Raw genomic sequence first — 14,233 nt, forward strand, 5'->3', positions numbered from 1 at the left:
TTTGTAACCTTAGCCCTCTTTATTATGGGCGAATTCACGGTCACGATGCACACCAGCATTGATCTGTATATCGTAAAAACACTCTATACATTCAATAACTTTCGCTGCGTCATCCAACCGGTTGATCTCTGCCCGGAAAGAAGCAGAGCCTGGCAGTCCGACAGAGTACCATGATACATGCTTGCGCGCTAAACGTAACCCTGCCCGTTCACCAAAATATTCAAGCATCATTTTATAATGACGAAGGACTATTTCTTTTTCGGACTCAATTGTCGGATCAGGCACGTCTTCTCCCGTCCTTAAAGAAGCGGTTAATTGGGCAGGAAACCAAGGACGGCCATAGCAGCCACGCCCAACCATCACGCCATCTGCCCCTGAAATCTGTAATGCTTCTCGCGCTTTGGCGATGGAAGTGATGTCCCCATTAACCAAAACAGGTAAATGCATCGCTTCCTTGACCTTTCGGACAAAATGCCAATCTGCCTGACCATTATAGAACATCTGCCGTGTACGACCGTGAACTGTTACCATTTTAATGCCAACATCTTCAGCAATCTGGGCCAGACGTGGTGCATTCAGACTATTATGATCCCAACCCATACGCATTTTCAAAGTCACAGGCACTGAAACTGCTTTGACGGTTGCCTCAAGAATCCGCGCGGCCAATAATTCATCACGCATCAAGAAGGAACCGGCCATCTGTCCAATCGCTACCTTACGTGCAGGACAGCCAAAATTAATATCAATTAAATCAGCGCCTCCCTCAACGGCAATCCTGGCGGCTTCAGCCATAGCATCAGGGTCACATCCTGTAAGTTGGGTCGCATTAATGCCATCAGAACCCGCTGTCTGGGCCATACGCATTGTATTGGCGTTCTCCCGCACCATGGCCCATGAGGCGATCATCTCGGAAATAACCAGCCCTGCTCCCAATTCACGAGCCAAACGACGAAAGGGAAGATCCGTCACCCCTGACATTGGCGCTAAGACGACAGGATCCTTCAGGACAATATTCTGCCCTAAATCAATAGGAGGTAAGGAGAATTGAGCAACCACGAGAACAGACTGATCCAACTAAAAATTAAATTATGAAGCGGATTGATTATCTACTGTGTCGCCTCTCAGAGCGCAAACTGATCTTGTTTTGCGCCTTTCTTGTTGGACGCATTTCCGCAGTGTGACGTTCTATACCAGCAGATGTTATAAAAAACCTATCTCCCCTACCTTTCTTGGCAAGCCCCATTCTAACCAGACGTTCCAGACAGGGACGATCTTTTAAAGGTGCTTTGAAGTCTGGAAACTGCCCTGACCTTATGAATTCCGCGGGTCTTCCATCAGAACCACTCAAAAACAGTCTATGCAAGGCCGAACGGCAACATGTTTCAAGATAAGGCGCTTCAGGCATAATTCAGACTTCTGCTCCCTTCTTGCAAAAGAGCCTTGGAAGAAACTCATCCAACGCAGTAATATAGGCTGGAATATAGCATTTTATAGAGTACATTAAGGTCAAAAAGGAAATTTCCATGTCGCAGTTTGAAGCAGCAGCCGTTTGGGCCTTAAAGCGACTCGACCCGGAACAGGCACATGAAGTTGCCATTCGCGCGCTTGCTTTGGGGCTTTCTTCTTCAGCTCCCCCTGACGATCCCCGTCTTGCAACGAGTTTATGGGGACGAAGCTTCCCAAACCCAATCGGACTGGCAGCTGGATTTGATAAAAATGCCCGCGCATTAAAAGGCCTGAGCAAGCTCGGCTTCGGGTTTCTCGAGGCCGGAACCGTAACACCAAGGGCTCAGTCTGGAAACCCCAAACCACGGCTTTTCCGTCTTGAAGAAGATCGCGCCATCATCAACCGTATGGGATTTAATAATTGTGGAATTGACCAGTTCTGCAAAAATCTTACCAGACAGACCCGCCCGGAACATAATCAAAAATTCAATAAACCTCTCGGTATCAATATTGGTATTAACAAAACAGATGCCATGCCATTGGTTGACTATCCTTACCTTGTTGAACGTGTACAGCATTATGCGGATTACATTACAATCAATCTCTCCTCACCAAACACGCCAGGCTTGAGGGACCTCCAAGGTCCAGAAACCGTTAGTAGGCTTCTGGATGCCATCCATAAGGCTGTTCCCCAGCATCCGCCTCTACTCGTTAAATTAGCGCCTGATCTGGCTGATGAATCCTACGAGCCAATTGTGAAAGCCTGTATAGATCATGGTGCTGACGGTCTTATTCTGACCAATACAACACTAGCTCGTCCAAACTTTCTAAGAAGTGCTCGTTCTGTTGAAACTGGCGGGCTATCAGGCAGACCCCTTTCAGGACGCGCCAGGACTGTCTTAAAACTGGTTTCAAATCTGAATAAGGGACGTCTTATCCTTATTTCATCAGGCGGTATCGAAACCGGCAGAGATGTCTTCGAACGCCTCGTATTGGGTGCCCATCTTGTACAGATATACAGCGCTTTCATCTATCAAGGAGGCCATATATTAACCCGCATTAAAGCAGAACTACTAAAAGTCATGCAGGAGGAAAAGATTCAATCTCTCAGAGAGTTGTCCCATTTATCCTGAAAATCCTCTATAGTGAGGGAATTATTATCTAATGTCGTAATCTCATAACTGCTGGAGAGACCTCAATGAAATCTGCCTTACGTTATGTTCTCATAATTGCAAGCTTCTTTATATTTGCAGGGGTAGTACCTTCTCAGTCACTATCAGCTCCAGCGACACAAGATAATAAGGCAGCCGAGTCTTCATCTTCCAGCGATGTAGTGCCCCATCTTGACTGGGATGACTTTGTCCAGTCAATGGATGACAAACTTAAAGAAGACAATAAAACCCTGCAAAATGTCATCACGCGCATTAAAGCCACAAAAGATCCCTTCACTTTAAATGCCATACAAACTCTAATCTCAGAAACGCAGACAATAAAGGACGATACATCCGGTATCGTAAAGCAGCTTCAGACCTACGACACCACAATTAAATCTGCTCTGGAAATTCTGGGCCCCAAAGGTGAAGCTATCAATGAAGACTCATCAATATCACGCCAAAGAATAGAAGCACAAAAAGCCTCGAATTTAATAAAAACCTTGAATGTGAAAGCCCGTTTTTATGAACTTCAGGCCACAGGGCTACTCGATGAACTAGGAACACTACGTCATAAGCTCCAGCATGATACTCTCTCACATAGAAGCGCATCTCCCATCAGTCTGACTTATTGGAATAATTTCATGGGGGAACTCCCCCTTCATCCTTTTTCCATATTTCATAACCGTACTCTAAAACAAAGTGCCCTATTAATAACAAGCACGCTTCTCATCCTCTTTATTGCAACTGCAGGAGGATTATTCCTGAGACGCCGTTTCATAAAAACACTTGTTAAATGGGTGAATCATGAATTGCTCGATAGCAAAATTGCCAATGGCCTTATCCACTGTCTTTGCGGCGCTCTTCTTGGCGGTTTTACATTTTTGTTATGGATTGGCTGGTCAACAATTTTTGAAGCAGATATTAATGCGACCGAACGCGTCATAGGCCAGACCCTACCTATCTGTGGATTTATTTTGGGCGCTGGATTACCTCTAAAATTTATCATTTATGGCAAAAGCAACTATAAAGCCTGTATATTTCTAGCACTTGCCATTCTCTGTAATACCCTCATAAAAACGCTCAAAATACAAGGGGTATCTATTCCTACTATCATCTCTTTTCTTGAGACTATTCTATCTTTCATTACACTGGGATGCTGCTTTTCCATTATACCTCGCCCTATTCCACATGAAAAAACGGATCAGGATAGCAAAGGCGACCCCAGCAAAGCAGTTACAATTACAAATGAAAAATCTTTGACTTTCTTAACTAGTACCGCTCGGTTTTTATGGGTCATTCTTTTGATTTATGCCCTGCTTAACCTTGGATGGATCCTAACCGGCTATAGCACTTTGGCGTTTACTACTAATGTTACTTTAATAAGTATCCTCTACGCTACAAGTGTTACAGGGTGTTTTGTAGGAGCATGGCAGGCCTTTGTAACGCTCATCTTCTCCCCTCACGCCCTTCCCGGTAAGCACCTTCTGAGACTGGGGATTACAAGTCGCAGGCTAGAGTTTTTCAATGTTTTAATCTCTGCCTTAGGATCTCTCGTATTCTTATTACTTTTTGCTGCTCTTTTGACGAATGGGGGTGATTTCACACCTGCTGGTATTATAAGTCGTTTACAGCATGTGTTTTCTGGAAGTACTTTTCACGGGGTTGCAATCTCACCTGAAACCTTACTTGGGTGCCTACTTTTAGTCTTCAGTTCCTATTACATCATAAAAGGAATCAAATACTGGCTTACAAAAAAATTCTTCCCTACAACTACGTTAACAATGGGACTGAGAACATCTATACTAAGCATCTTTACTTATTGTGGCTGGATTATAGTTGGCCTAATTTTGCTGTCTCTTGTTGGATTATCCGTACAAAATCTAACCTGGGTGGTTAGCGCGCTTTCGGTAGGGGTGGGATTTGGTCTGCAATCCATTGTAAAAGACTTTATTTCCGGCCTTATCTTGTTGGCCGAGCGCCCCATAGAAGCAGGAGATACGATTGAGGTCAGCGGCAATCGGGGTGAGGTAAAACGGGTTAATGTCCGCACAACTGATATAAGACTGGGAGATGGTAGCACATTAATTGTTCCCAACTCGCAATTTATTACCTCGAATGTAAAGAACGCAAGTTTTGGCAATATACCCGCTAAATTATCCCTGTCCTTCACACTACCTGTTAATAGTAACCTAGAGCAGGTTCGTACACTGATTCTCCAAGCTGTGGAACAGTGTAAAACCGATATTCTTGTCTATCCTGCTCCCAGCATTACGCTTTCTGCACTCAATGATTTGACATTGAGTCTTTCCCTGTCTGTTTATGTCTCAAGTCCGAGCAAAACAGGGGGGGTAAAAAACAACCTTATCAGTGATATTTTCGAACTCTTTCAGAAAGAGCGCATTGTCCTTACCATGAATTGACCTTTATTGTGGAGGATCAGTCTGTCTTTATTTCTATCTTACTTTAAGGAGATCGCTCCTCCATGAAGGTTGCACTTGTCAGCATTATTCGCAATCAACGAAAAGACATCCTGGCCTGGTTGGGATGGCATGCGAAACTTGGCATTGATAGTTTTGTTCTATTCGATGACCAATCTGACGATGGTACTGAACTCCTTTTAAAGACAGCTTCTCATCATCTGGATATCCGGTTATTTCATATTGAAAATGCAGTCGCGTCTTTCCCTGAACGAAAGCGTATTATTTATCTTGATGCCTTAAGTGGGTTAAAAAACTCTTTTGACTGGGTTGGTTTTCTTGACTCAAATGAATATCTGACTCTCCACAAAGATAATAATATTCATGATTTTCTGGCTCATTATGAAAGCTCTATTAATGCTGTCGCCTTCCATCGCTGTACTTATGGTGCGGGCCAGTACATCCTCCATCCCGATTATCCAGACTTCCATGCTTTTACCAAACATGCACCTCCCAACCATCCTTTAAACCGGTGGGTCAAATCTTTCATTCGCCCGGCATTTTTTAATAAAACATGGGAAAATGACCATTATTTCCCTCTTTCTGAAGGACGATATGTCACCGTTGATAAAAGCGATATTGAGTGGGAACAGCCGGGACAGACACACTCTCCTGCCCAAGGGCAAATCGCCAATATTCTTTATTACCCCGGAGGAAGCCTCGAAGAAATCGTTACCTCAGCCCTCAGAGGGCATGGCCCTTCCCTTCCACTTCAGGAACTTCATTCCAAGGAACTGACATCTATTCATGACAGCCGTCCTCAAGGTAAAACAGTTTCTGTGCTACAATGGATGCGTCCTCTTATCATAGAAACAGCCATTCTTGCCTTGCAAAAACTCGAAAAGCTTTTTCCTCTACGCGCTTCGCCACCCTCTCCCCCAAATGGGCTGATGGATTTTACGATTGCCCGTCTTGTCCCATGGAATAAAGAAAAACTGGAAGTACAGGCGGGTTTTGCTTACACGCAAGAACGCTCACAAGGTCTTTCAAATATTTTTCTGCTCTATAATCCTGACCACCTGCCTGGGCCTGCAATGATTTTTGCTCTGGACCGCCAGAATAAACCACTCGATTTTCTTATACGTTCTGATAGTCGTCTATCCGGCTTTTTACCTTATCAATGTCTGCCAGCTACAGAAACTGGACATATCTGGCTGAAAAAGCAGGGCGGATTAAGTCAAAGACATACCTTCCTCTCCTCCGTTCCCCGTGAACCCCTGATTGCAGATCGTCTTATCGCAGACGAATGGGAACGTTTCACGACTGAGCTTTACAAGACTGCCCCTAACAGCCAGAAATGGACAGACCTACCTTTTGTAAGGCTTATAGCGAATTTCCTTGCTGGCCCTCGTTCAATCAGCACAATTCTTTCTTTAAGCCATCAGGATCATTCACTCACCGTCAGGCTACTCCCATTTTTTATGGAATATCTTGCTCCAGAAGAGAAAAGGATTCTGAAGGCACAACTTTGTTCCGTACAGCCTTATCTTTTCTAAGGTAGACAATAATGGAAAAATTCTTTTTTGATTGCCAAGTGATATTCATTTCGATTTCGGAATATTTCAAAACCTTCCTCCCACTTCCGAGGAAAATATAGAAAATCATAAATGAAACATTAATTCAAAAACATCCATCCATTATTTATGGCCATTATTTAGGATTATTCTGCAAAGGAGAGACCGCCCAACGCCACGATGCCAGACCCTGGCGCGCTAGCTCACGATGCACAATCATGATGGGTAGAGCCGCAGAATCTTTCTGCTTCATCTCACGGGCTAGGTCTTTTGCAAGAGCCTCAATAACTGTTACAGAACGATGACGGCCACCGCTACATCCAACAGCGATTGTGACATATTTTTTCCCCTCTTCCTTGAAACGAGGTAGAGTGAGTTTCACCAATGCCAAAAAGTGTCTGTAAAATTCCTCATAATATGGGTCTGCCTTTACGTAAACCGCAACATCTTCTTCCAACCCAGTATGAGCACGTAGATTTTCATCATAATGGGGATTACGCAGGAACCTCACATCGAAAACCATATCCGCTTCCCGCGGCAGCCCCGCTGGATAAGCAAAAGACATCAGCACAACAGAGAGTCCCTGACGTGTTGCCCCTCCGAAACGGGCTTCGATCAGGTGCCTTAACTCCGGCAGAGGTAAGTCAGACGTATCAATGACGAGGTCAGCTTCCTTCCTGAGCGGCGCAAGAAGCTTCTTTTCCATTTCTATACCGGTTAAGACTTCACCAGATGAAACGAGCGGATGACGACGTCTTGTCGCTGTGAAACGACGCAATAAAATATCATCTTCAGCAGTCGCATAAATCAACTGTACCGCACATTCCGAAAGCGCACGCAATTTGGCAAGATATTTCAGAGCCAGATCAGCTTTGAACCCACGACTACGAACATCAAGCCCGATCGCCAACAATTTTCCAGAATGTGAGGTCAAAGCCTCGAACAGATCAATCGGAGGGTTATCGACAACATCATAGCCTAAATCTTCCAGAACACGCAGGATAGAGGCTTTCCCAGCACCAGACAAACCAGTTACCAGAAGGATATGACGACCATGTGGTCCTTCCTCACCCTGCTGTAAGCAAGCAAGAAATTCTTTTTCTACAAAAGATCCGGTTTCAACCATTTCTGCATTACCTTACTGCGTACGACACATAATTTATATTATCATTAATTATGAACAATCTTCAGAGCTTTTCGTCTTATAATAATGGCAAGCAGGCAAACAAATGATAAATCGTGCCCCAATAATTGCTTCCTCACCTGTTTTTTTATCTATTCCAATACGATTTTCTGCATAAATTTCACCATTTAATGCGTTCACAATTTGCCGACTTATTGCCAACCCAAGACCAGAATGCTGACCAAATTTCTCGCTCTTGGGACGCTCAGAATAAAACCGGTCAAAAATTGTTTCCAGCTTATCCTGAGGGATACCTGGACCTTCATCTTCAATAATGATGTCAATATAATTGCTCTGGTCCATTTTCTGATAAAGCTGATGAGACATCTTGGCTTTGCAGGCCCGAATCATGACGATCCCGTCAGGAGGTGAGAAAGATAAAGCGTTGCCTATCAGGTTTCTGAAAACCTGGACAAGACGGTCTTCCATAGCTTGGACACAGAAGGTATCTTTTGGAACATCCATTACCATAATTGGGTCATGAACCTTACGCGTTGTCTGGTGCATCTCAACCAGAAGGTTCAAAAGAGGCTCAATTTCCACCGGTTCTCTTAAACCACGTGACAATTCTCCCTCAATGCGACTAGCATTGGCAATATCTCGAACCAGACGCTCCAGCCGTCTCACATCCTCCTGTAAAACCTCAATCAAATGAAGACGAACTTCAGGTTTTTCAATTCGGGGTAAAATTTCCAATGCTGAACGAAGAGACGCAAGAGGATTTTTAACCTCATGAGCAACTTCAGCAGCAAAACGCTCCGTACCATCAACACGTGCCCATAAGGCAATTGCACTGCTACGCATAGAGCGCGCCAGCGAACCTATTTCATCTTTCCGACTCAATAGAAATTGCGGAGCTGCATCAAGATGTCGTCCACCATCCAGATGCAGCTTTTTTGTAACACCGACAAGCTGGAGAATAGGACGCGCAATCGTATAAGAAAAATACCATGACAACATGATCGTCACGCCAATTGCGACCAGCATCAGGGTCAAAATAGAGGAACGTACCAAAAACAAGACACGATCAATTTCTGGTGCCCTCCTGGTAAGCTGTAATTCTGCAATCGTCTCATTACCATTTTTTACAGGTTCAATCACGGTAATGATCAGAGCATTGGTTACATTCCGCCTGATATAGGGCGGAAGTTCCGGCTGAAGCGGCTTGATATTAAGAGATGAATCATCATTCTCAACAGGTTTCACTCTGAAAGGAATCAGACCTTTATGAGAAGATCCTAATGAATCAATCAGTACCCAGTTATAAAATCTGTCGATAACATTTCTTTGAGGAGGGTGCCACACACCCTCATCTGAATGAGAAAATTCCTCATCATCCAAAGGAAGAGGCTTATCAATAACTGTATGATGCCGACGACTATCAGCCAGTAATGCACCATTGGAGTCAAAAAGCCTAATATGACCATCCAGACTAGACTGCATTAACTGATCAAGAAGTTCCTTTGCACGCTCATTATCAATAACTTTCTGGCCATCAGGAGACGTTTTCTCAGCCGTAATTTCTAAAATACGCGCATATATATGGGCTTTCTCCCGCAATGCCATAACATCTGTATGAAGCAGCCCATTCTGATATTGGTTAAGATAAAGCAATAACCCTGCCAAAAATAAAAGAGGCAGGATATTGATAAGCAGCAACTTCCCCAGAAATGGAGATGTCCAATAGCGAAAAAATCCTTCTTCTTTCAGACCCCGTATATATCTTTTAAGAAAACGATACAGAAAGGTGAGGTTTTTCAAATAATATATTTTTCTCAGACGAAACATATATTCCAGACATTAGCTTTATCACACATCTTTATATTTGTATCCAATCCCGTAAAGTGTCTCAATCTGGTTGAAATTCTCATCCACATTACGAAATTTTTTCCTAAGCCGTTTAATGTGACTATCAATTGTGCGATCATCGACGTACGCATCTCCGCCATAGGCAGCATCAATCAACTGATCGCGTGATTTAACCAGACCCGGTCGCACAGCCAAGGTTCTGACAAGTAAAAACTCTGTCACAGTCAAGGAGACTTCCTGCCCTTTCCATAAACATTGATGACGTGCATCATCAAGCGTCAATGCCCCACGGGTTAAAATTGAACTCCCTGACAGAGTTCCCACCTTATCACCTGACTGGCTGAGCTCATGCCGCCTTAACAGGGCGCGAATACGTTCAACAAGCAAGCGCAGGGAAAAAGGTTTTGTAATATAATCATCGGCTCCAAGACGCAGCCCCATAAGCTCATCGACTTCATCATCCTTGGAAGTCAGAAAAATGGCGGGGGTATTGGAGCGCGTGCGTAGCCGACGCAGAAGTTCCATACCATCCATCTGAGGCATATGAACATCTAATACAACCAAAGATACAGGTCTTGACAAAAGAGCCTGCAATGCACTTTTACCATCCGTATAGCTATTAACGACAAAGCCTTCTGCTTCTAAAGTCAATTGGACTGATGTCAGAATATTTCTGTCATCATCCACAAGAGCAATAACAGAACCATTTTCTGATTGCGTACCATACTCAGATCTTATATCCATACAGCTTTCCTAAATAGCTATCTCAAACAGAGAATTTTATGTTTCACTGTGAAAGTATGAAATCGGCGTATGATACAGCTATATTTACAATTATAATAGAATAATTATCCAAATACCCCCTTGCTTTAAAACAGATCGTCACTATCTGGTCCAAACAGCCAGAACCATGATAAACAGGTCGGAATAATCAGACCAGAAAGCAGAGCATTTTATGGAACAGCATACACATTCTCCCGAGAGCGATCAGCTAGGCGAAACAGATATGAGCCAGGAAATAAAACAAGAGGAAGAAGGTACTTCTGTTCCTGGCGAAACAATTGAGGCTGTCAAAGCTGAAGCAGCGGATATGAAAGACCGCTGGATGCGCGCTGAAGCGGAATTACAAAATCTCCGTGCCCGTACAAAACGCGATATAGAAGATGCCCGTCAATATGCTGTGCAGAAATTTGCCCGTGACGTTGTGGAAGGCGCTGAGAATCTGCAACGTGCCCTTTCCGCTCTCCCGCCCGCACGTGAGGATGAAGACGGCCTCATCAAGAAAATGCGTGAAGGACTGGAAACAACTGAGCGCTCATTCCTTTCAATCCTGGAACGTCATGGTATCCGTCGGCAGGACCCTACAGGGCAGAATTTCGATGCCAACCTTCATCAGGCCATGCAGGAACAACATTCAGATGAGCATGCTCCCGGTCAGGTGATTCAGGCCTGGACTCCAGCCTGGACCCTGAAAGACAGGCTTCTCAAACCGGCAATGGTTATTGTAGCCAGCCCTTCCTCCACCGGACAGGCTCCCGTGCACCCTACTCAGCCAGAACAACCATCATCGCAGAACCATTGAAATCCTGATCATAAAGCCGAGGCGCCAATTATAAATAATCATGATCCTGCCGGTCATATTCTCGTCATCAAACATGGTGCTCTAGGCGACATATTTCAGGCATTCAGTGCTTTTTCAGCCATCAGGCAGGCCTATCCCCAGGCCCGCCTGGCGGTTTTAACATCTTCACCTTACAAAGCGCTTCTTCAACACGCTCCGTGGTTTGACGAAATATTTATCGATGATCGGGCTCCCATTACAAACTGGCGAGCAGCCAAATATTTATGGTCTTTATTCCCATGTTTCGAGCTGATCATTGATTTACAGAACTCAGGCCGGACTCGTCTCTATAAACGTATTTTATCACTCAGGCCCCAACAGAAAACGCTTTGGTTCAATTACGCAGATCTTGGGCAGGATGCTCCTATTAAAGCCCTCTTTCATGCAAAAGAGATGCATACCCTGATTCGTCAGGACAATTTTCTTAAAAATTTGTCCATAAGACCTGTAACAAGGGATATTCCTGACTGGATTCCTACCCCCCAGACTTCTTTCTTCTATCCCCCTTCACCTTATATCGTCCTTGTTCCCGGCGCAGCCTCACACCGCCCTCGTAAAGAATGGCCTTTGGGTAATTTTTCAGCCCTGATTTCACATCTACAAAAACAGGGATATTCCTGTGTCCTTGTCGGCGCAAAAGGTCAGGAACACGTCGGTAAGGTCCTGAAAGAAAATCACCCGGAACTTTTTGACTTCATGGGCAGAACATCGCTTTCTGAATTAGCGCACCTACTCAGGCAGGCCCATCTTGTAATTGGCAATGACACAGGCCCTCTTCACATCGCTGCAACCATGGACTGCCCCACCCTTACCCTCTTTTCAGATGAAAGTGACCCAAGACGCTGCGCTCCCTTAGGTTTAACGCCGGGTTTTAACAGAGTCCTTTCTTGTAAAAATCTCTCTGATCTGAGCGTTAAAAGGGTAACGAATTACCTTGATCTATGGCTTTCAAACTTATTTAACGCTAAAAGTTGAAAAAATTACATTTTCATCGCGACAAGAGTCTTGTAGAGGCCAATCTCCACAGCCATTTTGACCCTTGTTGCTGATTTTTATATTCAAGGAGCGCCCCTCATGCCCGTCATCACCTTACCCGATGGAAGTCTTCGCACCTTCGATGAGGCAGTGACTGGCACAGAAATCGCTCAGAATATCGGACCTGGCCTGGCACGCTCTGCTCTGGCCATGGAAGTTGACGGCAAGCTTTGTGACCTTTCTACAACCATCAAGAATGATGCAACCGTACGCTTTATAACCCGCAAGGATGAAGAAGCCCTTGATCTGATCCGTCATGATACAGCCCATGTCCTTGCTGAAGCAGTGCAGGAACTCTGGCCAGGCACGCAGGTAACAATTGGCCCGAGCATTAAGGACGGATTTTACTATGATTTCGCTCGTGACAAACCTTTCACACCTGATGATTTCACAGCAATTGAGCAGAAAATGCTCGAAATCATCAAAAGAGGCACACCTTTCAAACGTGAAGTCTGGGATCGTAACGAAGCGATTAAATTCTTTGAAGATCATGGAGAAAAATTCAAGGCAGAATTGATTCGCGACCTGCCTGAAACAGAAGAAATTTCCATATATCGTCAAGGTGACTGGCTTGATCTCTGCCGAGGACCGCATTTACCGACAACGGCCGATGTCGGAACCGCTTTCAAACTCATGCGTGTGGCGGGCGCTTACTGGCGAGGCGATCATCACAACCCGATGCTGACGCGTATTTACGGCACTGCTTGGCGCGATAAAAAAGAGCTTGAAGCCCACCTTCACCGCCTCGAAGAAGCTGAAAAACGCGACCATCGCCGCATTGGCAAGGAAATGGACCTCTTCCATATCCAGGAAGAGGCGGTCGGACAGATCTTCTGGCATCCCAAGGGTTGGCGGCTTTATAATACACTCCAGAATTATATGCGACGTGCCCAGGAGCGTAACGGCTATCAGGAAGTAAAGACTCCACAGCTTGTGGACCGCACCTTATGGGAAGCTTCAGGACATTGGGACAAATATCGTGAAAACATGTTTGTAGCCAGTATTGAGGATGAAAATACAACCCTCGCTCTGAAACCTATGAACTGTCCTTGCCATGTACAGATTTTCCGCAATGGCTTACGTTCATATCGTGAACTGCCTTTGCGGATGGCAGAATTTGGTGCATGTCACCGTTATGAACCATCAGGTTCACTCCATGGGATTATGCGCGTTCGCGGTTTCACGCAGGATGACGCCCATATTTTCTGCACAGATGATCAGATCGCTGATGAAACAGCACGTTTCGTTTCAATGCTGGCTGAAGTCTATAAAGATCTCGGCTTCGACTCTTTCCGTGTGAAATTCTCAGACCGTCCTGAAACACGTGCAGGGTCTGATGATGTATGGGACAAGGCTGAAGGATCTCTGAAAAAAGCCTGTGAGATGGTTGGGGTGGATTATGAGCTCAATCCGGGTGAAGGCGCCTTTTACGGCCCAAAACTTGAGTTCGTCCTGACTGATGCAATCGGACGCGACTGGCAGTGTGGCACTTTGCAGGTTGATTACGTTCTGCCTGAGCGGCTTGACGCCACTTATATTGGTGAAGATAGCGCCCGTCACCGTCCTGTCATGCTACACCGGGCTATTTTGGGAAGTTTTGAACGTTTTGTCGGGATTCTCATTGAACAATTCGCTGGCAAATTCCCTCTATGGCTGGCCCCTGTGCAGGTTGTCGTTGCTTCTATCGTGACAGATGCTGCTGATTATGCCCTAGAAGCAGCACGCGCGCTCCGCAAGGCGGGTCTCTCAGTCGAGACTGACACACGCAATGAGAAAATCAACGCCAAAATCCGTGAACATAGTCTAGCACGTGTCCCGGTTATCCTTGTAGTTGGACGGCGCGAAGCTGAAGAAAAAACCGTCGCCATGAGACGCCTTGGCGGTAAAGATCAGGAAATAATGACGCTGACGGACGCAGTAAAAGCCCTCTCCAAAGAAGCAACACCACCGGACCAATTGAGAGAGAAAGCAGAAATAGTCTGAATTAACAGAAA

At 45.1% G+C, this 14,233-nt stretch carries 11 protein-coding genes; 6 read left to right on the forward strand and 5 right to left on the reverse strand.

Annotated elements, in window-relative coordinates; translation table 11 throughout:
• Positions 1-9: 9 nt before the first annotated feature.
• On the reverse strand, positions 10-1,056 hold the full coding sequence (gene dusB / locus AC3B6P_RS00900; RefSeq protein WP_489804282.1) for a tRNA dihydrouridine synthase DusB: 1,047 nt from the start codon (positions 1,054-1,056) through the stop codon (positions 10-12).
• 46 nt (positions 1,057-1,102) lie between these two features.
• Positions 1,103-1,405, reverse strand: coding sequence for a hypothetical protein (locus AC3B6P_RS00905; protein ID WP_489804283.1), 303 nt, complete (start codon positions 1,403-1,405; stop codon positions 1,103-1,105).
• Positions 1,406-1,523: 118 nt separating this feature from the next.
• On the opposite strand from AC3B6P_RS00905, the gene AC3B6P_RS00910 reads away from it, so the two are divergent.
• The 3 genes from AC3B6P_RS00910 (at position 1,524) to AC3B6P_RS00920 (ending at position 6,573) form a co-directional block, all read left to right on the forward strand.
• Complete coding sequence (locus AC3B6P_RS00910; RefSeq protein WP_489804284.1) at positions 1,524-2,579, forward strand: quinone-dependent dihydroorotate dehydrogenase; 1,056 nt, start codon at positions 1,524-1,526, stop codon at positions 2,577-2,579.
• A gap of 65 nt (positions 2,580-2,644) precedes the next feature.
• A complete protein-coding gene (locus AC3B6P_RS00915; RefSeq protein WP_489804285.1) occupies positions 2,645-5,020 on the forward strand; it encodes a mechanosensitive ion channel domain-containing protein in 2,376 nt (791 codons plus the stop codon).
• 62 nt (positions 5,021-5,082) lie between these two features.
• Positions 5,083-6,573, forward strand: a complete 1,491-nt coding sequence (locus AC3B6P_RS00920) for a glycosyltransferase family 2 protein (RefSeq protein WP_489804286.1) — start codon at positions 5,083-5,085, stop codon at positions 6,571-6,573.
• 154 nt (positions 6,574-6,727) lie between these two features.
• Here AC3B6P_RS00920 and rapZ read toward each other — a convergent pair whose 3' ends face one another.
• From rapZ to AC3B6P_RS00935, 3 genes are read right to left on the reverse strand one after another with little or no spacing between them, the layout of a single operon-like run.
• Entirely contained in the window at positions 6,728-7,717 is a 990-nt protein-coding gene (gene rapZ / locus AC3B6P_RS00925) for an RNase adapter RapZ (protein ID WP_489804287.1), read from the reverse strand.
• A 48-nt stretch (positions 7,718-7,765) separates the two neighbouring features.
• Complete coding sequence (locus AC3B6P_RS00930) at positions 7,766-9,562, reverse strand: sensor histidine kinase (protein WP_489804288.1); 1,797 nt, start codon at positions 9,560-9,562, stop codon at positions 7,766-7,768.
• Between the two features lie 21 nt (positions 9,563-9,583).
• Positions 9,584-10,327 (reverse strand): response regulator transcription factor, encoded by a 744-nt coding sequence (locus tag AC3B6P_RS00935; RefSeq protein ID WP_489804289.1) that lies wholly within the window; start codon positions 10,325-10,327, stop codon positions 9,584-9,586.
• 211 nt (positions 10,328-10,538) lie between these two features.
• Between AC3B6P_RS00935 and AC3B6P_RS00940 the strand changes: the two genes are divergently transcribed.
• From AC3B6P_RS00940 to thrS, 3 genes are all read left to right on the forward strand, one after another.
• A complete protein-coding gene (locus AC3B6P_RS00940; protein ID WP_489804290.1) occupies positions 10,539-11,165 on the forward strand; it encodes a nucleotide exchange factor GrpE in 627 nt (208 codons plus the stop codon).
• 432 nt (positions 11,166-11,597) lie between these two features.
• A complete protein-coding gene (locus AC3B6P_RS00945) occupies positions 11,598-12,179 on the forward strand; it encodes a glycosyltransferase family 9 protein (protein ID WP_489804291.1) in 582 nt (193 codons plus the stop codon).
• 99 nt (positions 12,180-12,278) lie between these two features.
• The gene (gene thrS / locus AC3B6P_RS00950) at positions 12,279-14,222 is read left to right on the forward strand and encodes a threonine--tRNA ligase (RefSeq protein ID WP_489804292.1); all 1,944 of its coding nucleotides are present in this window, start codon (positions 12,279-12,281) and stop codon (positions 14,220-14,222) included.
• The last annotated feature ends 11 nt before the right edge of the window (positions 14,223-14,233 follow it).

This window comes from Aristophania sp. ESL1142 (genome assembly GCF_058107345.1).

Excerpts from the sequence above, each read along its gene's own strand:
- thrS (WP_489804292.1), top strand. The coding sequence starts at position 12,279 with ATGCCCGTCATCACCTTACCCGATGGAAGTCTTCGCACCTTCGATGAG.
- AC3B6P_RS00935 (WP_489804289.1), bottom strand. The coding sequence starts at position 10,327 with ATGGATATAAGATCTGAGTATGGTACGCAATCAGAAAATGGTTCTGTT.
- AC3B6P_RS00945 (WP_489804291.1), top strand. The coding sequence starts at position 11,598 with ATGCATACCCTGATTCGTCAGGACAATTTTCTTAAAAATTTGTCCATA.
- AC3B6P_RS00915 (WP_489804285.1), top strand. The coding sequence starts at position 2,645 with ATGAAATCTGCCTTACGTTATGTTCTCATAATTGCAAGCTTCTTTATA.
- AC3B6P_RS00905 (WP_489804283.1), bottom strand. The coding sequence starts at position 1,405 with ATGCCTGAAGCGCCTTATCTTGAAACATGTTGCCGTTCGGCCTTGCAT.
- rapZ (WP_489804287.1), bottom strand. The coding sequence starts at position 7,717 with ATGGTTGAAACCGGATCTTTTGTAGAAAAAGAATTTCTTGCTTGCTTA.
- AC3B6P_RS00910 (WP_489804284.1), top strand. The coding sequence starts at position 1,524 with ATGTCGCAGTTTGAAGCAGCAGCCGTTTGGGCCTTAAAGCGACTCGAC.
- AC3B6P_RS00920 (WP_489804286.1), top strand. The coding sequence starts at position 5,083 with ATGAAGGTTGCACTTGTCAGCATTATTCGCAATCAACGAAAAGACATC.
- AC3B6P_RS00940 (WP_489804290.1), top strand. The coding sequence starts at position 10,539 with ATGGAACAGCATACACATTCTCCCGAGAGCGATCAGCTAGGCGAAACA.
- AC3B6P_RS00930 (WP_489804288.1), bottom strand. The coding sequence starts at position 9,562 with ATGTTTCGTCTGAGAAAAATATATTATTTGAAAAACCTCACCTTTCTG.